The organism is Sporosarcina sp. Marseille-Q4943, from assembly GCF_943736995.1.
Taxonomy (GTDB): domain Bacteria; phylum Bacillota; class Bacilli; order Bacillales_A; family Planococcaceae; genus Sporosarcina.
Genome location: NZ_CALSFT010000002.1, coordinates 1,263,218 through 1,283,146 on the forward strand (window position 1 = coordinate 1,263,218; position 19,929 = coordinate 1,283,146).

Annotated in this window: 24 protein-coding genes and 1 tRNA gene; 22 read left to right on the plus strand and 3 right to left on the minus strand. The window is 41.2% G+C overall.

Translation table 11 applies throughout. The features are described from left to right. Positions 1 to 141: 141 nt before the first annotated feature. From NIT04_RS06115 to NIT04_RS06140, 6 genes are all read left to right on the plus strand, one after another. On the plus strand, positions 142 to 582 hold the full coding sequence (locus NIT04_RS06115) for a MarR family winged helix-turn-helix transcriptional regulator (protein ID WP_252503206.1): 441 nt from the start codon (positions 142 to 144) through the stop codon (positions 580 to 582). Next, on the plus strand, positions 579 to 1,403 hold the full coding sequence (racE, locus tag NIT04_RS06120; RefSeq protein ID WP_252502702.1) for a glutamate racemase: 825 nt from the start codon (positions 579 to 581) through the stop codon (positions 1,401 to 1,403). The genes NIT04_RS06115 and racE overlap by 4 nt, the downstream gene beginning before the upstream one ends. A 78-nt stretch (positions 1,404 to 1,481) precedes the next feature. Further along, complete coding sequence (gene rph, locus NIT04_RS06125; protein ID WP_252502703.1) at positions 1,482 to 2,240, plus strand: ribonuclease PH; 759 nt, start codon at positions 1,482 to 1,484, stop codon at positions 2,238 to 2,240. Beyond that, on the plus strand, positions 2,237 to 2,848 hold the full coding sequence (locus tag NIT04_RS06130) for an XTP/dITP diphosphatase (protein ID WP_252502704.1): 612 nt from the start codon (positions 2,237 to 2,239) through the stop codon (positions 2,846 to 2,848). Before rph ends, NIT04_RS06130 begins: the two co-directional genes overlap by 4 nt. Further along, positions 2,845 to 3,345, plus strand: coding sequence for a metallophosphoesterase (locus tag NIT04_RS06135; protein ID WP_252502705.1), 501 nt, complete (start codon positions 2,845 to 2,847; stop codon positions 3,343 to 3,345). The genes NIT04_RS06130 and NIT04_RS06135 overlap by 4 nt, the downstream gene beginning before the upstream one ends. A gap of 72 nt (positions 3,346 to 3,417) precedes the next feature. Continuing rightward, positions 3,418 to 3,491, plus strand: a tRNA-Arg gene (locus NIT04_RS06140). A gap of 153 nt (positions 3,492 to 3,644) precedes the next feature. Here NIT04_RS06140 and NIT04_RS06145 read toward each other — a convergent pair. The 3 genes from NIT04_RS06145 to NIT04_RS06155 form a co-directional block, all read right to left on the minus strand. Beyond that, the gene (locus tag NIT04_RS06145; protein WP_252502706.1) at positions 3,645 to 4,748 is read right to left on the minus strand and encodes a tyrosine-type recombinase/integrase; all 1,104 of its coding nucleotides are present in this window, start codon (positions 4,746 to 4,748) and stop codon (positions 3,645 to 3,647) included. A gap of 28 nt (positions 4,749 to 4,776) precedes the next feature. After that, positions 4,777 to 5,277: an ImmA/IrrE family metallo-endopeptidase gene (locus tag NIT04_RS06150; protein WP_252502707.1), complete on the minus strand. Its 501-nt coding sequence runs from the start codon at positions 5,275 to 5,277 to the stop codon at positions 4,777 to 4,779. A gap of 112 nt (positions 5,278 to 5,389) precedes the next feature. Then, positions 5,390 to 5,749, minus strand: a complete 360-nt coding sequence (locus tag NIT04_RS06155; protein WP_252502708.1) for a helix-turn-helix transcriptional regulator — start codon at positions 5,747 to 5,749, stop codon at positions 5,390 to 5,392. A gap of 328 nt (positions 5,750 to 6,077) precedes the next feature. Here NIT04_RS06155 and NIT04_RS06160 point away from each other — a divergent pair, with 328 nt between their 5' ends. From NIT04_RS06160 to NIT04_RS06235, 16 genes are all read left to right on the plus strand, one after another. Beyond that, positions 6,078 to 6,398 carry a DUF771 domain-containing protein gene (locus NIT04_RS06160; protein WP_252502709.1) on the plus strand — a complete coding sequence of 107 codons (321 nt, stop codon included), beginning with the start codon at positions 6,078 to 6,080 and terminating at the stop codon, positions 6,396 to 6,398. A 48-nt stretch (positions 6,399 to 6,446) separates the two neighbouring features. Beyond that, the gene (locus tag NIT04_RS06165; protein WP_252502710.1) at positions 6,447 to 7,376 is read left to right on the plus strand and encodes a transcription termination/antitermination NusG family protein; all 930 of its coding nucleotides are present in this window, start codon (positions 6,447 to 6,449) and stop codon (positions 7,374 to 7,376) included. Beyond that, positions 7,373 to 9,586, plus strand: a complete 2,214-nt coding sequence (locus NIT04_RS06170; protein ID WP_252502711.1) for an ATP-dependent RecD-like DNA helicase — start codon at positions 7,373 to 7,375, stop codon at positions 9,584 to 9,586. Before NIT04_RS06165 ends, NIT04_RS06170 begins: the two co-directional genes overlap by 4 nt. A gap of 4 nt (positions 9,587 to 9,590) precedes the next feature. Continuing rightward, complete coding sequence (locus NIT04_RS06175; protein WP_252502712.1) at positions 9,591 to 10,250, plus strand: helix-turn-helix domain-containing protein; 660 nt, start codon at positions 9,591 to 9,593, stop codon at positions 10,248 to 10,250. 495 nt (positions 10,251 to 10,745) lie between these two features. Then, the gene (locus NIT04_RS06180; RefSeq protein WP_252502713.1) at positions 10,746 to 11,198 is read left to right on the plus strand and encodes a hypothetical protein; all 453 of its coding nucleotides are present in this window, start codon (positions 10,746 to 10,748) and stop codon (positions 11,196 to 11,198) included. 208 nt (positions 11,199 to 11,406) lie between these two features. After that, positions 11,407 to 11,868, plus strand: coding sequence for a metal-dependent hydrolase (locus NIT04_RS06185; RefSeq protein WP_252502714.1), 462 nt, complete (start codon positions 11,407 to 11,409; stop codon positions 11,866 to 11,868). Between the two features lie 12 nt (positions 11,869 to 11,880). Next, on the plus strand, positions 11,881 to 12,945 hold the full coding sequence (locus NIT04_RS06190; protein ID WP_252502715.1) for a ParM/StbA family protein: 1,065 nt from the start codon (positions 11,881 to 11,883) through the stop codon (positions 12,943 to 12,945). Between the two features lies 1 nt (position 12,946). Continuing rightward, positions 12,947 to 13,315, plus strand: a complete 369-nt coding sequence (locus NIT04_RS06195) for a hypothetical protein (protein WP_252502716.1) — start codon at positions 12,947 to 12,949, stop codon at positions 13,313 to 13,315. 23 nt (positions 13,316 to 13,338) lie between these two features. Continuing rightward, on the plus strand, positions 13,339 to 13,728 hold the full coding sequence (locus tag NIT04_RS06200; RefSeq protein WP_252502717.1) for a hypothetical protein: 390 nt from the start codon (positions 13,339 to 13,341) through the stop codon (positions 13,726 to 13,728). Further along, positions 13,725 to 14,159: a DUF5348 domain-containing protein gene (locus NIT04_RS06205; protein ID WP_252502718.1), complete on the plus strand. Its 435-nt coding sequence runs from the start codon at positions 13,725 to 13,727 to the stop codon at positions 14,157 to 14,159. Before NIT04_RS06200 ends, NIT04_RS06205 begins: the two co-directional genes overlap by 4 nt. 28 nt (positions 14,160 to 14,187) lie before the next feature. Further along, positions 14,188 to 14,865 (plus strand): hypothetical protein, encoded by a 678-nt coding sequence (locus NIT04_RS06210; protein WP_252502719.1) that lies wholly within the window; start codon positions 14,188 to 14,190, stop codon positions 14,863 to 14,865. 29 nt (positions 14,866 to 14,894) lie between these two features. Further along, positions 14,895 to 15,116, plus strand: a complete 222-nt coding sequence (locus tag NIT04_RS06215) for a hypothetical protein (RefSeq protein WP_252502720.1) — start codon at positions 14,895 to 14,897, stop codon at positions 15,114 to 15,116. Between the two features lie 39 nt (positions 15,117 to 15,155). Next, positions 15,156 to 16,301, plus strand: coding sequence for a conjugal transfer protein (locus tag NIT04_RS06220; protein ID WP_252502721.1), 1,146 nt, complete (start codon positions 15,156 to 15,158; stop codon positions 16,299 to 16,301). A 69-nt stretch (positions 16,302 to 16,370) separates the two neighbouring features. After that, positions 16,371 to 16,592 (plus strand): hypothetical protein, encoded by a 222-nt coding sequence (locus NIT04_RS06225; RefSeq protein WP_251695176.1) that lies wholly within the window; start codon positions 16,371 to 16,373, stop codon positions 16,590 to 16,592. Between the two features lie 99 nt (positions 16,593 to 16,691). Continuing rightward, complete coding sequence (locus NIT04_RS06230; protein ID WP_252502722.1) at positions 16,692 to 17,222, plus strand: TcpE family conjugal transfer membrane protein; 531 nt, start codon at positions 16,692 to 16,694, stop codon at positions 17,220 to 17,222. Between the two features lie 90 nt (positions 17,223 to 17,312). Further along, complete coding sequence (locus NIT04_RS06235; protein WP_252502723.1) at positions 17,313 to 19,901, plus strand: ATP-binding protein; 2,589 nt, start codon at positions 17,313 to 17,315, stop codon at positions 19,899 to 19,901. Positions 19,902 to 19,929 lie beyond the last annotated feature (28 nt).

The following is a 19,929-nucleotide window of genomic DNA, read 5'->3' on the forward strand; positions in this document are numbered from 1 at the left end:
CATGTGTATGCTCAGTTCCCTGAAAAAATTTCCAATACTTATAAACCTTTTAAAACTGTTGCGTTATATGTCGAAAAAGGTGACAATAAGTAAACAGTATTTGTTTTCAGGGAGCTGGTATATGTGGCGGAACATAACGCAATGAGTCTTGACGGCGCCGAGAACATTGCTCGGATGGAAAAGGAACTTCGATATATATCTGGGATCATAAAGCAGCAAGGCCGAAAAATATTAAGCAATTATACAATCACACCTCCTCAATTCATTGCATTGCAATGGTTGTTCGAGCATGGGGACATGACGATTGGCGACTTGTCGAATAAAATGTATCTGGCATTCAGCACGACGACAGATCTTGTCGATCGCATGGAAAACAACAAGCTCGTGAAGAGGGTGCGGGATGAGCAGGACCGTCGTGTCGTGCGCATCCATTTATTAGGTGAGGGTGAACGTATTATCGAAGAAGTAATTGACAAACGACGGAAATATTTAAATGCAGTTCTCGAGGATTTTTCAGAGGTGGAAATAAACGAGTTTTCCCGATTGTTGACAAAACTGCACAAAGAGATGATCAAGGATTGAAGATCCCGAAAAATGCACCAATCGGAGTCATTGATTCCGGTGTAGGCGGATTGACCGTCGCAAAAGAAATATTACATTTTTTACCCAATGAAACAATTATTTATATAGGCGATGATGCGCGTTGTCCATACGGGCCACGTTCAGTAGAAGAAGTGAAGGAATTTACGATGGAGATGGCTACTGCACTTGCCAAAATGGGTGTTAAAATGCTGGTAGTCGCTTGCAATACCGCGACAGCCGTGACGCTAGATATGTTGCGAGAAAGGTTCCCTTTCCCCGTGTTAGGAGTAATCGAGCCGGGGGCAAGGGCCGCCGTACTCGCATCAACTACCGGTAAAATTGCGGTGTTAGGGACAGTCGGCACGATCAAAAGCAAGGCGTATGAGAATGCCATCTCCGCCATTTCGGAAGAGGTGGATATTATTCCTCTTGCCTGTCCTGAGTTTGTTCCTCTTGTTGAAAGTGGTCAATACAAACAAATGGACATTCAGCCGATAATAAAACGGTCATTGCAGCCGATAGCACATTTGGAATTTGACACAGCCATTTTAGGCTGCACGCATTATCCACTTCTACATGATCCTATTAAAGAACAATTACCGGTTGGTGTGAAAATCGTATCGTCTGCGTATGAGACGGTGCGAGATGTGGAGAGTACTCTATCCGGCCTAGGCCTTGCAAACATCTCCGGTAATCGAAATGAGCCGATATTTTACACGACCGGACAATTGGATGGCTTTACATCGATCGCAATCGATTGGCTCGGTATTGAAAACCCTGATGTCAGACATATTGTTCTAAGTAACCCCGGCTGCCAATAATGGCAACCGGGGTTTTGCTATGCCGAAAATGAGTATGGTAAGATGGATGCTGAATTCGAATAGTGGAGGTTATCCAATATGAGGCATGATGGAAGAACTGCAGGTATGGGAAGGCCGGTTACGATTGATACGGATTATTTAATCCATCCGGAAGGGTCGGTGCTAATTTCTGTCGGAAATACGAAGGTGATTTGCACGGCATCCATAGAGGAAAGAGTTCCACCGTTTCTAAGAGGAAGTGGACAAGGCTGGGTGACCGCGGAGTATTCAATGCTCCCGCGAGCGACTGGTCAGCGGACTCAACGGGAATCTTCACGTGGAAAAGTTGGCGGAAGAACGATGGAAATCCAGCGTTTGATCGGCCGCGCGATGCGAGCGGTGATAGATCTTCGTGCTCTTGGAGAACGGACAATCTGGATTGACTGCGACGTTATCCAAGCAGATGGGGGGACACGAACAGCTTCCATTACAGGGGCATTTGTCGCTATGAGCATTGCGGTCTCCAAGTTAGTGAAAGAGAAGGGATTAACCCAATTTCCGATCCGTGACTATTTGGCCGCTACCAGCGTAGGGAAGACAGCGGAAGGCATCTTGCTGCTTGATCTCGATTATCCCGAAGACTCGACGGCCGCTGTCGATATGAACGTCGTCATGACGGGGGCAGGGGAATTTGTTGAATTGCAAGGGACTGGCGAGGAAGCGACATTCACCAGACAGGAAATGAATGATCTCGTCGAGCTTGCAGAAACAGGCATCCAACGGCTGATCAGCATCCAAAGAGATGTACTTGGCGAAATTGGAACGCTTATTGGCGGAAAGGATGAGAAAGAACGATGAAGAAGATATTGATTGCAACAAACAATAAAGGGAAGGCAAAGGATTTTGAAACGCTTTTCAGCCCGTATGGCTTCGAAGTGCACACTTTGAATGACTTGGAACAGGATATCGATGTAGAAGAGACGGGTGTTACATTCGAGGAAAATGCTATTTTGAAGGCTGAAACGGTTTCCAAGCTTCTAGGAATCATGGTCATTGCAGATGATAGTGGTTTGGAAATCGACAAGCTGCAAGGGGCTCCAGGTGTCTATTCTGCGCGTTACGCGGGCGAGCCGAAGAATGACGAGGCGAATATCGACAAGGTGCTTTCAGAGCTTCAGGGAGTGCCTGAGGAGGAGCGTACGGCACGTTTCCGTTGCGTACTTGCCGTAGCAGGACCTGATAGGGAGACGGTAACGTTTTCAGGAAGCTGCGATGGAGTGATTTTAGAAGAGAGAAGAGGTTCGAACGGCTTCGGTTATGATCCAATTTTCTATTCTCCCGTCAAGGGACGTTCGATGGCTGAATTGTCACCGGAGGAAAAAGGTGAAATCTCACATCGGGGTGCGGCACTTCGCCAGTTGAAGGAACAGTTGCCGCAGATGCTGGATTTAGGAGATGCGCAATGAAGATCGTTGTAATGAGCGATTCTCATGGCGATAAGGAAACGGTGAAGGCCGTTTCCGCGTTGCAGGCGGATGCATTTTTCCATTGCGGGGATAGTGAATTGTCATGGGACGATCCGGTATTGCAAAACATTCATATTGTGAAGGGTAATTGTGATAGGGATGAGCGTTTTCCGGATTCGGTCATCATTCAAGTGGGCGGCAAAAAAATATGGATGGTGCATGGGCATGAGCATGATTGCAAACGGACAATGCTGCCATTGTATTATGGGGCTCAGGAAATCGGGGCCGACATCGTCTTATTTGGTCATTCCCATTCGTATGCTGCTGAACTGAGGGAGGGGATATTATTCGTCAATCCAGGAAGCACATTGCTTCCGAGGGCAGGCAATCAGCCATCTTTCGCCGAAATAGAATGGGACGACGGATACCGAATTCACTTCAAAAACATGGACATGGAACCTATAATTACAGCGGAAATGAAAAATATCGCAAATTAGTGTTGACTTTTCCAGCGAGCCTGCCTATAATAAAACTTGTCGTTAGGCAATCACACAGTTGCCAAACAACATGTCTCAGTAGCTCAGTTGGATAGAGCAACAGCCTTCTAAGCTGTGGGTCGGGGGTTCGAATCCCTCCTGGGACGTATTTCAGTAAAAACTGAACACGATAAGAAATAAGAAGATGACCGTAAACGTTGATATAACAGCGTTTACGGTCATTCTTTGTTTTTCGAGTATACGTTTAAAAACGATTAGAATTGATTGAACACAACACAAATGCAACACAAAAGGTAGGACTAGGCATGCAGTGCAGTCATTATACTAACCGATTTCTCTTCTTCCTCTTTTCGCATCTCTTTTAAGACATGCGAATAATACTTCAAAGTGGTCTCTATATCTTTATGGCCCGCTCTTTCGGATATAAACTGTATTGATACTCCTTTGTATAATAGAACCGAAATATGCGTATGCCGCAACCCGTGAATAGTTATCGGTTGTATCCCTAATCTATTTAATGTATTGCGGAGCAGTTTGTTTGTTGCTTCGTTTGTCAAAGTGCCTTTGATTGATTGAGGGTTGAAGAATACAGTTTCATATATATTTGGTGGTAATTTAGAAAACAGGTCTTTGAATATATCCATTGTTACCTTATCTATCGCAACGTCCCTTTTTGATTGAGGGTTTTTGAGGGAGGTGAATCCAGTCCCTTCTTTATAGTCCCAAGCCTGTCTCACCTTTATGATGTTCTTCTTAAAATCGAAATCGCTTCTTTTCAACCCACATAGTTCCCCGAATCTCAAACCCGACACTATCGCAAGTAATAATAAATAATATCCTAAACTCCTATCCAACCGATTCTTTATTTCGGCAATCAATGTTACACTCTCTTCATAATTCAGGTGACGCTCTTCAGGCCTCTTAGAAACGACGCTGCTGTTGAATTCCACTCCCCGGGTAAAGTCTATCCGGATTCTTCCCTCGTCGACTGCATCCCTCACACAGGCCCTTATATGCGTATTTAATTTCCTTATCGTTTCATAAGAGCGTGTTTTCCCATATTCATTCAAAAATCGTTGATATTTTCGTTTTGTCATGTCTTGAAGTGTTGTCCTGCCAAATGATTCTTTTATAGTTTCATACGTATTTAGGTAGCGCTCATATGTGACTTTTTCTTTTGGTGTCTTTAAATCCTTTACCCATTCGTAGAAATAGTCCGCAAAAACGTCTTTCGATAAAACAGGGGATAAACCCAGTGCCATTTCACCCTCGATTAGGTTGGCCGCTATTTTTGCCTCTCCTCTCGTGCGAAACCCACCTTTTCGAATAGGATCATATTTTCCATCAGTGTATCGACTGATGGTGTATTGCCATGTCTTTCCCCTCTGTTGAAATGTAGCCATGAGAAAATTACCTCTTTTCTAAGTTTAATTACGAACTGTATTGAATAGCCATTCTGTTTAGTAACCATTTGTCCAACCGTTCAGCTGCAAAATTTAATTCCACGTTAAAAGTATTTGCAATGAGCCAGACAGCTTCACACCGTAGTTGTGGCAAGTCTAATTCGTTCAACATAAATGTGGGTATGCAAAAATGATAAGCAAACTGTATTGCCTGCCATTCTTGATAATCTCGAAATAGTTCAATCATGAATTGTTGGTGTCCATCGTGCCTTAAAATGTGCCCTAGTTCATGACCGAAATCCTGCCAAATCTTTTGAGGGCTTTGATTTTCATTTAAAAAAATCCGATACTTTCCACCTAAATTGTTTGCCTCGCTTGCCTCGTCAAAGTAATAAGTGCTTATATCAAATTTCTCGGAAATCAAAGCAATCAATTCATCGCAATTAAATGAATCAGCATCAGTTATGGCTAGTGAATGATAAATCGATAAAACCATTTCTTCTAAGAGACTAAAATTTGTAATCCTCAAATTTACACATCTCCTTGCAATAAAAGCGAATGTATGTTCGTTTTTAATTTATAATGATACCCTATCTAAAAATAAAAGATAGGGTAATTTAATCATATTTTTAAAATGCGTTTCATTTGTCCTCATTTTTAATAATTTCCCACATTTTCCTCAATTTCATTAAGTCTTCCTCATCAGATTTGGGTAATTCTAAATACCATCTTTTGAGATCTGGGTCTTTAATCGCGTTTTCAAAATCCTTATCATCACCAGTTGGATAGGAATTATCTAAATGTCCGTATAGGTAATCAATAGAAACGTTATAAAGTGTAGCAATTTCTTTTATCATATGTTGATCCGGACTTCTTGTACCGTATTCCCAATTAGCATAGGTAGATAATGTTTTAATACCTAACTTTCTCGCCACATCAGTTTTTGTCCAATTTCTTTCTTTCCTCAGAGCTATTAATTTCTCGTGAAGGTTTTCAGCCACAGTACATGCACCTTCTCATGATTATTTTCTCTATTCTATCATACCAAGTGTGGTTTGAGTAACCCCTCAGCACTTAAGGAAGGAAGCTATAATTTATCTCTTATTATTCATAACGAGTAACATTTTACTTGACTTACCCGTTATGAGTAAGTATAGTAATCTATAAAGTTACACAAAACGAGTAGAAAGTTGGTGTGTTTTAGTTATATTTCTATTTTTGGAACTCGATACTACACAAATAGTGAAGGGTATATTTTTTTAGCTTTAAGTTACTCGAAACGAGTAACTTTGAAAAATTAAGATTCTAATATCCAAGGAGGGAAGGCATGTGGAACAACAGTTATCAGTTAATCTTACAATCCCCATCCCGAACGATACGGTTTTAATCCGAAAGGTGGAACTTGAGGAACTGAGAAGCCGCGAGTTGATGGGTGTCTACTGGAGCATGAAGGATCTAGAAAAAAGGACAGGCAAGAAAAGTGAATGGCTTAAAGAGAATATCCTTTTCAGACCACTCTTTAGAAAAGAGCTCGACAGTCAGAATGGTGGATTTGTGTATTATCCAAAAGGCAAAGGACAGACTTGGTCATTTCAAGCATCTAAGATGGCTGTTTTCCTGGACAGAAATTTTCATCTCGTTTTTCGATAACATTTACGATCCTGTACTGATAAATAACTTTTGAAAGGATGAAGAGAGATGGCATACTTTGTAGTCCAAGTGCGTTCTGGCAAAGAGATTGAAGTGAAAGAAATGTTGAAAGCTGCTTTGCATAGGACAGGGGATTCGATGGTAAAAGCAATATATGCAATGGAAACATTCACTGAAATCGTTCGAAACGAACATGACATGTGTGATCTATCCGCTTTAAAGACCGAAGACATTTCGGATCATTTATATGTGAAACGGATTCAGGCCGGTTTAAGTAACCTCCGCGCAGCTTGTGACAGTCTCAAAGTATATGAAGATGCCAACTCGCTTAAATTACTCAACAGTTATAAGGAAAACATCCGGGAACTATCGACTGAGTTGCGGGAAGCTCGTAAAGGTACAAGGAAAATCAGTAGCGTGTTAAGTGGGTATATTTTAGTTGAATTGAATGTTAACTTTCATTATTTCCCGGATAATATTTGGCATCTAGTGAAATCGATTCCGAATGTAGCTGGGATTCCAAGCAAGTATAATATTCCGCAAGAAGAAGTGGATGCTTTCTTTACTCAGGTTGATGTTACCCCGGAAGTGGAAATGCAGCTAGATGAACTTCTGTCTAATGAGGAAATCAAAGACATGAAAAATGAAATGCTCCACGAAGCGAACAAGGCTATAGGTACTGTAGAAGAAGATGAGTTGCTTGAGAGCATTGATTCACTTGAAACTACGCTGATTGAATCTGTTACTGAGGTGAAAGCGACAGTCGACCCATCCAGTCCGATTAAGAGCCTGGTAGAGCGTTGTAAAGCGTTGGTCCGTCGAAAACGTCAATCAGTTATCTTGCCGAGCACCTTGTTTCTGGGCCTTTACAATGAAATTGAAATAAAGAACCTCTTTCCAGCCACAAATGCCGATGATTTCCTCCATCGGTTAAAGGGGTGGATCTACCGGCATAGTAGCGAGGTGAACATAGAATGAACGTCTATATTGGGAAAGTCTCGAAAGTGCTGTATCGAAATGAAGAATTCTTAATCGCTAAATTGAAGACAGGCGAAGAGGAGATCATTGTTAAGGGAAATATCTATGGGGTGTATAAAGGTGAGGAAATCCAAGTGAAAGGTACTTGGGAGATGCACCCTAAATTCGGTAAACAACTTGCGATCGCCTTTTGGGAAAGGCCGATCCCACAAACGAAAGACCAGATTATCGCATTCCTTTCCTCTCCACTTGTAAAGGGGTGCGGAGCCAAACAAGCGTCACTGATTGTTCAGCAGTTAGGCGTAGAGGCACTACCCATCATTTCTCAACAAGGCGAGCAAAGTTTACAAGGCATCAAAGGAATAGGAAAGAAACGAGCCAATCAAATTGTTGAAAGTGTTAGGTCTACATTTGAAGTCCAAAGAATTCTTTCTGAGTTGCTTGTCTATGGGATAACTGCAAATATGGCTATGCGCTTGTATAAGGAATATGAATCCAATACGATTGCCATCGTTACCGAAAATCCATATAAGCTAACAGAGTTGAATCTGATAGGTTTTCTAAAGGCTGATGAAATTGCTCGTAAGATGGGGATTTCTCCTTTGTCTGGATTTCGAATTGATGCTTGTGTGAATTACATCTTGAAGGAAACGTGTTTTAGTTCTGGTCATTGTTTCGTTTCGGAGGATGAGCTTTTGACTGAAGCTGAACGTGCTTTAAACCATAATGCTTCAGATGCTGATAAAGTATCCATGGATGAATTGACTCAAAGCGTCTATCGTTTAGAAGAAAAACAGATTGTAATTGAAGATGGTTGCGTTTATCCAAAATTTTTATTCACATATGAAGACAGATTAGCCCGGAAACTTTCAGAAATGAAGGGTTCTCGGGGTGGCGAAGCATTGCTTTCGCTCGAAAAGCAGATAATGAAGTATCAGAGAAAACATGGAATCATCTTGGCTGAAAAGCAACGAGTTGCAGTCAGGCGCTTATTCGAGGAACAGATTCTGATACTAACAGGTGGACCCGGAACTGGGAAAACAACCGTTATTCGTGCCATGTTAGATATTTATAGAGAAATGTATCCCGAAAAAAATGTCCGCTTGGCAGCCCCCACCGGTAAAGCAAGTCGTCAACTGTCAGAAGTGGCAGGATATGAGGCTTCGACAATTCATCGATTAATTGGATTCCAGCAAGGAGAGATTCCCCAATATAATTGGGAAGACAAGTTGCCTTGCGATTTCTTGATCTTAGATGAGATGTCGATGGTTGATGTTCAGTTGGCCAGTTTATTGTTGGATGCCCTTGAACGCGATACGAAGATTCTCTTTGTTGGTGACATTGACCAACTGCCTTCCGTCAGCCCAGGCAGTGTTTTGAGCGATATGATTAAGGCAGGTCTTCCTACAGTCAGCCTGACGGAAGTATTTAGACAAGCCGAAGAAAGTCAGATTATCAGCAACGCCCATAGAGTCAATAAAGGGAAATCACTTCTTATCGATCAAGATAAAGGTGATTTTTATTTTATCCATCAAGAAGACCCAAAGCGGATAGCTAATCTGATTGTTAGAAGCGCTCTTCGCTTTCAGGAGTTGGGGCATCCCTTGTCCGATATCTTGATTTTAAGCCCGATGAAAAAAGGTCCCGTCGGCACAATCACATTGAATGAGCAGCTACGGGAAGCTTTAAATCCTGCTGATCAAACGAAAAGTGAGTGGAGAATCGGAAAGAGACTATTCAGGCTTGGCGATAAAGTGATTCAGATTAAGAACAATAAAACAAAAGGTGTTTTCAATGGAGATATCGGGGTGATCGTCCAAATTTCAAAAGAGGTAAATCAAGAAAACGAAACCGTGGAATTGATGACTTGTGATTTTTCTGGATTGACAGTGACATACGAAAAGACAGATACAAAAGAATTGGAGCTTGGCTATGCCATCACCATCCACAAGTCGCAAGGGGGTGAAGCACCGATTGTCATCATCCCTGCAACGACCAGCCATTATGTCATGCTTGCTCGCAATCTTATGTATACAGGAATGACAAGGGCAAAGGAGAAGATTGTACTAATCGGTACACAGAAGGCAATGAATATGGCTATCAACAATAACAAATTAGCTGATAGGAATAGCAGGTTGGCACAACGGATAAGGACATATATCAATTACAATAACCGATTCGTAAACGAAGCAAGCACAGGTAGGCGGTGAATGTATGAATTTGAAGGAACATCTAGAGTCAGCGGAAAAGAAAGCTAGATTGCGTGAGAGTAAGTCAGTCGTTGATTTAGTGAGTGTAGCCAATGAAGAGCGTAAAGCGAATGAGCAGGGGTATGGCCTCTACAAACTCGAACAGAAGAACAAGGCAACTTTTGTTCAGGGAATCAAAGATAACCTAGATGTGCTAGTCAGGAATGAACATCTGACCAATGCAGAGCTAGGTTTTTTATTTTCCCTGTCTCCATTAGTTGAGTTTCATTCGAATGCAATTACGGATCAAGAGACCGGTCAATTTATGACTGTTTCCGATTTAGCAATCTATTTGAACAGAAGCAGGGAGAGCTGTAGCCGTGTATTAAGCAAGTTGATTGAAAAAGGGGTCATCTATGAATTTGTGGATGCTCAAGAGATCAAAGAGTTTAACCGCAATGTTTCACGAAGACCTCTGTTTATGAACCCTGAAATTATCTATGCAGGTGATCGAAACAAGGTGGATGCCACTTTATCCAAACTGATCATCAACTTTGATCGGTTGGAAAGGAAGAAAGTATTGCTGCCATGGAAATTATGGATTCATCAGAACGAGGAACACGGGAAACTATATAAAAGGAAAACATTTTTGGAGTTCAAAAAGAAGCAAAAAGCCGGTAAATGACCTATTTGGGGTGTGACATATTTATCACACCCCTTGACTTTTCGAATTAAAGGGGAATTTCTCGAAACTGGGTGTGATAATTAAATCACACCCCTGTGACTTTTCTGTCACACCCTAAAACGGCAACAAACGTTGTCATAAAGCGATTCTTGGCCGTTTTGCCAAAGGCGCCCTATCTCACTCTTATATATAGGGCTACACCTTCGGAAATGCACTCATCAAATGCAGGTTAATATCATCGAAGTAAAGGGGGTGTAAAAAGGACATATGACGTTCACCATAATGGGTTCGGTTGTTGGAAAGAACCCATGAATTAGCACATTAATCGAATACAAATTGAAGTGACCGTATAAAATTTGCAGTGTTGGATTTGGAGACTTATGGTAAAATAAATTTAAATGTTGTGAAAGTTTTCACTTAAACTAACGAGGCAGGATACCTTAAGAAAGAAAACATTAAAAAGGTTTTGAAGGAACAAACGAGGAGGAGTTAGAAATGAGAAGAATTATTCGTTTGCCTTTATTTTTGGTTTTAGTAGTAATCCTTGTTGCTTGTTCTGAAAAAGAAGGAGAATTAACAAAGGTTGATATCAAAGAAGTGATTGAAGAAGGCGAATTAACAAGAGTCGATGTCCAAGAAGTGAATGAGAAAGGGAATTCTGAGGACGTTGTGACAATCACTGATCCAGAAAAATTAGACATGATTAAAAAGTCTTTAGGAAATGTAAAGTGGGAACCAAATGTAGAAGCAGAAATGGCAAGGGAAGAAGATGTAGTAGTTACTTTATTTTATACTTTCGATAAAAACATGCCTGAAAGACTTTATGAATATCGAATTTGGTTTTCGAATAATGAAACAGCTACAATTATCAGCAATAAGGAAAGTGAAGGATATGGCAGATTAGATAAGGAAAATACTCAAAACCTTAAAAATGCCTTATTGAACTAACTGGTGCTTTAGTTAAGAATCGGTTGCCTAAACAGAAGAGAAAAAACAATTTAAAACATGGGCTGGAAAAAAGATGGTGTAGCGATGTGTTGTTCGCACTCCCTCCAATTTTCCAGCCCATGTTTTCCTTTGTTTGATAAAAGGATAGGTGAGAAAGAAGATTGAAAGGACATGGAGGCTTATGAATTATAAAGTGAGGTGTTGTCTGGTGGAGTGGTCCACTCACGCTATTTCAGGAATGGTAGCAGGATATACGGTGACAGGGGGTGATTGGAAAGGGGCTGCGGTTGGAGCTGTTGCAGGAGTCATTCCAGATATTGATGAACCGAAATCAAAGTTCGGGAAGCTGTTTTTCTTTGTATCCCTTCCAATCCAAGCATTGTTTGGTCATCGTACATTTACTCATTCACTTCTATTTGCTTTCGTTGTCGGCATACTGGTTTATCCTTTTACCGAGTGGTGGGTGACATATGCATGTATTGGTGGAATTCTTGCTCACATTACAGGAGACATGCTGACCGGAAAAGTGAAGCTGTTCTATCCCTCTAGTAAATCTGTGGGCATTTCAATACCATCTTTGAGTTTCACATTAATTGATAGAATCACAAGGCTATCACTCATTATTTACATGTGCTGGGTCATAGTAGCAAAGTTGAATCTAAAATTTTAGGAGGTCATTAGGTTGGAGAACATTGCAGTCGATTTGGGCTATGGATTTGTTAAGGCGTTATCATCATCAGGGAAGCGTGTCATATTCCCTTCACTGGTCGGGAAAGGGTACGACAGGGGGATTACGAATATCCTCGGGGATACACCGAATGACATGGCAAACATGCATGTAACCATCGAGAATGAAGATTATTTTGTAGGTGAACTTGCCAATGAATCACGTTCGTTATCTCGTATCTTTGAACGTGAACGGTTCAATCATATTTACACACATATCCTTTTGAATACAGCCATACAGCTTGTCACGGGTGGCAGAGGAGGCTCAGTCAATCTGTCAACGGGTCTACCACTAGACTTCTATCAGGCACAAGCCAAGGACTTTCAATCATCCATCACTGGCATCCAGTCTTTTATTGAATGGAAGTCGGGTCCGTTAGTTGAGGGGGCGAAACAAGTGAACGTAGAACGCGCACTTGTATTTCCGCAAGGGGCTTCAGCCATCTTTTCAGCGTTGATCAATCATGAAGGGAAGTTCACTTATCCTCAATTCATGAATCAAGGGTCTCTGATTGGTTTAATTGATATCGGTTTTAGAACAACTGATTTTGTCGTGGTAGAGATTCAGGCGAACGGATCTTTTGTTCCAAAGGCGAAGTTATCCGGTACTGTCGATGACGGTGTAAATAATTTGTATAGGGATATTCGACAATCCTTCAAGACACAAACAGGTGGCGCGGATTTGAGTGAGCTTTATATCAATAGGATTTTAAAGGATGAACAATTGAAGTATAAAGGAAACAGTATTGATTTCAGTCAAATTATTCAATCCAGTAAGAAGTCCATAGCCACTAACATTGTAGATCGCTTGAAAAACGTTTGGGCTGAAGAATCGGATCTTTTCGATGCGATTTTCTTGGCAGGAGGTGGTGGCGAGCTGTTCGAGCCTTTTATCCAGCCCCATTTTGAATACCGTTTGTTGAAGATAACGGAAAGCCAATTTGCAAACACAATCGGCTATTTGAGATTAGGGAAGTCCGTATTCGAGCAGCTGGATCGCCGTCATAAGTCAGTGATGTGATATGAATGCAAATTGGGAAAAGCGGTATAGCTTCCGTCTTCAAGAAGAGGATGAAGAAATTTATAACTTATTGGCACGCGTACCGGACAACAAGCGAAGCGAGACCATCAGGCAGATGCTACGTTTCGCGGTCCGGACACTATCGGAAAATCAAAAATCGAATAATGAGAACAGGCGATTGTTAAAAGAAGTGCAGCTATTGCGAGAAGACTTGATGAAACAACATTTAGAGCTATTGACGAAAATCGAGAGCAGTCTGTCAGCCGGGAACGTCCAGGCAGATGATACAAATGAAGACTCGACAATAACAGAACAAGCGATAGACGATAGCGCTAGTGCGATGCTGTCGTCTTTCGGCATTGAATTCTAACCATTTATGGAGGTGCGAAAACATTGAAGACTAAAGAAGAGCTACGTATAAGTAAGAAGAAAAAGTTCTTGAAAGTTTGTAAAACGTTGAGGGTGTGTGATACCTGTCTATTTAAAGAATTGGTGATGATGGGGGACCGATCGAATGACAGGGAGATGGTCGAAGCTCTCTGCGGTGGGTGTCCCAATTATATAGAAATGCGCAAAGTAGGTGACGAACTTTGGAATACAGATACGTATCTTGAAGCGATCCTTGAGAAAAAACAGGACATAACCACCCAGGAAATATTAATGCTGCTTGACGAGGGAATTCCGAAGAAGAGAATTCGAGAAGCACTGGGAATCCGGTCGGCGATGGAGTTCAGAACATTTATATCGGGACTTATTGAAAATGAAAGGAGACTATACCAATGAAGCTACTGGAAACAACTATCGATTCATATGTAGAAGCTGAATATCAAATAAAACGTCTTTTAACAGATACGCGGGACCTTATGAAAAATATAAATGTGTTCAATTTGAATGCTGATGCTGTCCAAAAATATCACATATTGTACAAAGCGATGGAGGGACTTGAGGAGGCTTATTCTTCTATCGTTGATTTGAATAGGAAGGTTTTGATAGAAGGACACTTGCTGAAGAATGAACGGGGACGCTATGAACTTCGTGGGAGAGAGTTTACGAGTGGTTCCTTGATTGACGTTTGGCGCGAAGACCCTGAAATGAAAGATGGGGGCTATTACATTTCTACTCGGATCGAGCACCGTGGAGGAGACTATTACTGCGTAGATATGCCTTATATAAAATTGGATGGATTGAAAGCTCGATACAGGGCTGCATCCTGAGAATTTCATTGAGAAAGGAGCGAGGAAAATGCAGATGAGTTTGGAACAAACCTATAAGGCGGTCATACTGAAAGAAATGTTGGAACAGGAATTCAAGGAACTTGAATCCGTTCAAAAAAACAAGGGCCGTGAAAAAATGATAAGCAGGGCAACCATGCGGAAAATCGTGAAACGATTGTTCATCTGGTTGCCTGTTTTTATGATCTTCGTGAATTATGTCCGTAATGGAATTGACCCTTTTATTTTCATCTATGCACCTGTGTTTCTGTTTTACACTTCTGTCTATACGAGTGTAATACTCTTATTCATATGGGTTTACAATTCAGCCATCAGGTGCTTCTTCAAAGCAAAGAAGGTGAATCCAAAAGAGTTGGCATTTTATGAGCAAAATAAAAAAGCCATCCAGGTGAACATCGAAACTGTTAAGCATGCCTTGAAAAATCATTCATTGATACAGAAGTATTATTCCAAAGAGGTTTTGGAGCAATTGATTGCTTATAAGAGGGAGGGGAGAGTAAAAACCGATCAGGATGCTATCAAACTGTTTACAAAGGAACATCCTTCATATGCTCAGCCCGTTTCTTCAAAATTAGAAAGAGGGTTTACGAAAATGAGTTTGCTCATTCGAAACTTCATAGGCACGGTTGCAGCTGCATCTCTTTTTGCAAGCGGTATAAACCACCGGAAATATCGCAAGGGATGGTGATGCGCGAATCTGTGAAAGGGGGTGAGTGAATGTTTAAGCTTATTATCGGGACTATCCTTATGATCTTCCTAATCGTTGTGATTGGAAGCTTATTGTTGGAGCAATTTCCGTCATTGATTCCTTTATGGGAAGAGCTGAAAATGCACGTTATCAATCTTTATGAGTCCTCATTAATTAAATACGGGACTGTGACTACACTTGTATTGATTGTCGCGATTTTTATCGTCGTTGGAAGTTCGAAGAAGTTTTAACGAAAGGACAACAAGAAAAATGGAGGGAGGTAATCGATATTGAGGAAGAGATTAAATAAGTCGGGTACTCCAAAGGACGGTCTTTTGAAAACGGCAGTTGAGATTTTCAAAAGAGCGAATGAAAATGAAAAACGAAAGAAAGAAATTAGAATACAGGAAAAGAAAAGCAGACCGAAAGGATACCGGGCTAAGAAGCTTGGGGCATTCACTTTCTGGTTGCTTTTTTCATTTATGCTGCTGATTGTATTCGTCAATGTATTTTCTTCTAATGGTCTCTCAAATGCAGTGACTGAAGGAGAAGAAGAATTGAATAAAGCAACTTCAGCCGAGGGAATTGAGTTCGCAAAAAGTTTCCTTGTAACCTATTTCAATTGGAACGTAGATAACGAGAAAAGGAGTGATCGAATCGGTAGGCTAGGTCGTTATCTACCAGACACATTGAGCGAGGAGGCGGTAACAGGCGGTAGCAAATGGAACTCGACACTTACCCGTGAAAGCATTGTGCTGAAGGATATAGACAATCTTGGAGATTCCAAAGCGCTTATCACATTTCAAGTGAAATTGTTGTTTCAACGGACGGCAGTCAATAACCAGACGGAAGATAAAGCAAAAAGTCCTCCCGAAAGGGTGAAGGCTGATAAGTATATTTCAGTCCCTGTTTTCTATGACGAGGAAGAAAATCGTTTTATCGTTTATGACTTGCCAAGTTTCACCTTCGTGGAGCAGGAGAAGATTGATAGCACGATTGCTCTTGAAACGGACGGTCTAAAGTCAGTCACAGATGGCAGCACTCAAAACATCAAGGCATTCCTAGAGACGTTCTTTGAAGCTTTTTCAACAGACTCCAAGGACAAGCTAACTTATATAGTGGAGGATCCGAAACACCAAAATGGACTTAACCAGACAATGAATTTTGTCAGATTGAAGAACACGGAAATATTCGAAGGGAAAAAAGCGGAAGAAAAAGTGGTCAGAACAGAAGTGATCCTTGCGGAACCGGATACGGGAATTGAATTCACTTCCTCTTATCTCTTAGTGTTGGCCGAAAAGGAAGGGCGTTACACAGTTTTGCACATCAATAACAAGTCATACATCGATGAGTTGAAAAATAAGAAGCATGAAGAGGAAATCGAAGCGACTGAAGGTCGAGAGCTTCATAAGGAAGACAATCCGGAAGATGAATAACTAGAAGAATAGGTGAAGATGACGCAGACAATAGTCTGTGTTTTTTTATTGTGGAGGGAGGTGAATTGAATGAGTTTGGAAGGATTGTTTACATGGATTTCAGAGGAAATCAAGTGGGCATTGTTCATCGTTCTGTTTATTGCCCTGATTGTAACAGCTTTTAAAAGAGCGTGGATTGCGATGATCGGTGTTGTTATCGGTCTTGCCTTCATTGGAATTTTCATCGTGAATCCTGATGTCTTGATTGGTATTTCCGAGTTTATTGCGGAGAAATTGAGTTTAGGAAAATGAAACTCGCATTTATTTATCGGCAAGGGGGATTATCCTTCTTGCTTTTATAGATAGTGTACAGCATGGAGGTGAAAGCTCATTAAAAGGATTCCGCTGTATGTGCTGAACAATTTCATTCGTTTTGAAAGGCAGCTTTATCAAATCTTCGGTTTGGAATTGGGAAGACCGCTGCGGTTGAAAGCAGTCATGTATTTCATTTCGATTGCGCTAGTGGAAGTAGCCATTTACTTCACGCCTGGAATCGGTCGCTTAATCAATTGGATACCGGTGGGGATTTTGATTCTAATTCCGATTGGACTAGCTTGGTTACTTGCTGACGTCGGGACGGAAGGAAGGTCACCAATCCACTTTTTCCGCTCATTCATTTCCTATCAAATAAGGAAGTTGAAGAACAATACATTATACAGAGGACGAGAAGTGGAGAGAGAAAGGGATTATCAATTCCATAACTACTATACCTATGCTGAATCAAACGGGCCTGACGAATTGTTTGTTTTACCAAGAGAAGTTGATGAAGAGCATGCAAAAGCTATGAATTATCTGGCCCGTATTTTAAACGGAGACCTTGAGCTAAATGAGAAACCAACCACAGGTCCAAACGGTGAAATGGAGGGCGATAAAATTGCATGATGAAAAAACCTCAATGACGTAAAACGGGAAGAAGCTGTTCTTTACGTGCAGCTTCCTTCTTTTTATTAAAAATCAAAGGAAGTGGTTAACATGAAAATCGAGTTTCCCGTAAAACACATAGAGAATAACTTAGTCTTTTCTCATGACGGTACCGTTTGGGCTTACTATAAAATAGACGGTTTCAACTATGACTTTTTGGAAGATGACGAGAAGATTCTGCCCTTCCAACAACAAATGTCGTTCCTGACGAATGTAGGACTTGACCTTCATTTTCTTGTCGTGCCTAACCCAACAAATATAAAAGGAATTTTGAACTCGACAATCGAGGAAATGAAATTGAAAGAATATCCCCTGAAAGAGAATGGGATTCAATTTATTGAGCAAGTCAAAAAAGCCCTTGAGAATGAGCGGGAATTGAATGAATCAAGTGAGTATCATCATTATATCGGTATTCAATTAGATCCTGAGAAAAACAGATACGTTTCCGGTAATGCCGGTATCAATGCATTGACCTCCATAAAGATGTTTTTTGAAGGTTTTAGTTCCCCTCTTTATCAGGCTGTAGGTTTGTATCCGGATGATATTCTTCAAACTCAGATCAATGCATACCAAAGCCAAGCGGTTTCTATTGAATCTACAGTTGCCAATTCATTTGGTTCACGAATCCAAAAAGTCACAACTGAAGAATTGGTCTTCATTATCGAAAAGACTTTTAGTACACGAAACAATAACACGGATGTTCAGCCCCGCACTTCCTTTGAAATCGGGACTGTTGTTGAGGGGATTGACAAGCAAGGAAACAAACATAAAGCGATTCGAAACAATAAAAGAGATTTCTTTGACTTGCAGAATACGAATATTAGGGAAATCGGACCGAAGACTTTGCAGTTAAGCCGAATCACAGACGACAATGAAATTGAAAACCTGTATTGCCAATACTTGACCATAGAATATATGGATGACGTACAACATCATCCCGGCAGCGAATGGCTGTATCGTATTCAATTACGCATGCCATTCCCTTTGACAATATCCATACGTGCAGAAAACCAACCAAATGAAATCATCAAGAAGAAATTGACGAATGCAAAATTAGAGTTCAGGGACCAACGAAAAGAGGCTGAAAAAGGCGGACAAGCCGTTGATATGAGTGTGGATGTATCCCAAAGCGGAACCGTTCAGATGGAAAACTATTTCAAACAAACTGGTTTCCCCGGTTTCGCCTGTTCTTTCGTTTTCAAAGTCTCTGCTGAATCCGAAGAGCAATTGAAGACTCGCGTGGGTTTATTAAGAAATGAATTATCTAAGTTCGGCTTGAAGATCGTGGCTCCATACGGTGAACAGCTTCACTTTTTGTTGGAGTCTATTCCCGGCTCGCGAAAATACCATGATGATTATAAGATGGAAGTCGCTCCAGGGGTGCTTGCTGGCATGATGTTCGGTGCCACGACGAATATCGGGGATAATCGTGGGTTTTATATCGGTCATACCTCACAGTTCTCCAAGCCGGTCTTTATCCAGCCCGATCTAGCTGCCAAGGCGTTCGATGGATTAGGAAACGTTGTGGATTCCATATCGGTACTCGTTGCAGGGATGACCGGAAGAGGCAAATCATTCTTCATGAATCTGTTCATTTATCTAGCCACATTGACAGGTTCGAAAGGGTTGATAATCGATCCGAAAGGAGACAGGACTGGGTGGGATAAAGGGCTGCCGTTCATCCCGAAAGAATTCATTGAGGTATGGACACTTGGCTCTGACCCTGATGATGCAGGATCACTCGATCCATTTAGGACAAGTACGAGCATCGAGGAGGCCAAGGATATTACCATGGACATCCTATCATATCTTTCCAATATCAATCTTAATGATGATGCCTACAATATCTTGAGTGAAGCAGTGGAGGAAGTTGCTAATATGCCTGACCCGTGTATAGGTCGCGTCTTGAGTTATCTCCATGACTTGTATGAGAATCGCCCAGAAAGCATGTCTAATAGCCGTTATGAGTCATTAGAAAGGTTAAGGGGTACATTAGAAACTTTGAAACGCAATCAGTTGTCTATGTTGCTATTTGGTGAAGTGGGGCAAAATTTTAAAGTGTTAGGTCACGATAAACCGATCCAGGTCTTGATGATTCAGAATTTGAGTCTTCCTTCATCCAGCGAAAAGAAGAATGCGCGGACAATCCATAAGATTTCCGAAGCCATAATGATATCCATCACCGCTTGGACAAAGCAATACATGTTCAAAGGGGATAGGGGAACCCATAAATTCATCCTTCAAGATGAAGCAAGTGCCATTGAGCGAAGTGCTATAGGTTCTGAACTGATGGATTTCATTGTTCGTATGGGCCGTTTCTATAATACTACGCTTATGAAGGGATCTCAGAATGCTTCCGACCATGGGAACGATGTCGCAAACATGGGGATGAAATTCAGCTTCGGTTTACGTAAGACAAGTGAAGCTGAAGAGATGCTAGACTATCTTAATCTACCCAAAACAGATGCAAACATCGAAATATTGAAGTCGTTGGATCGCGGTGAAGCATTATTCCAAGACATTTATGGACGGTCAGCCGTTGTGAAAATCAATCCTGTTTTTGTTGAATTGTTGGATGCTTTCGATTCCTCAACTTCATCCGAAGCGGAAAGGGAACGTGAAAAAGTTAGAGTTGTATGATAACATAAAAACCATTGAAAGGGAGTGA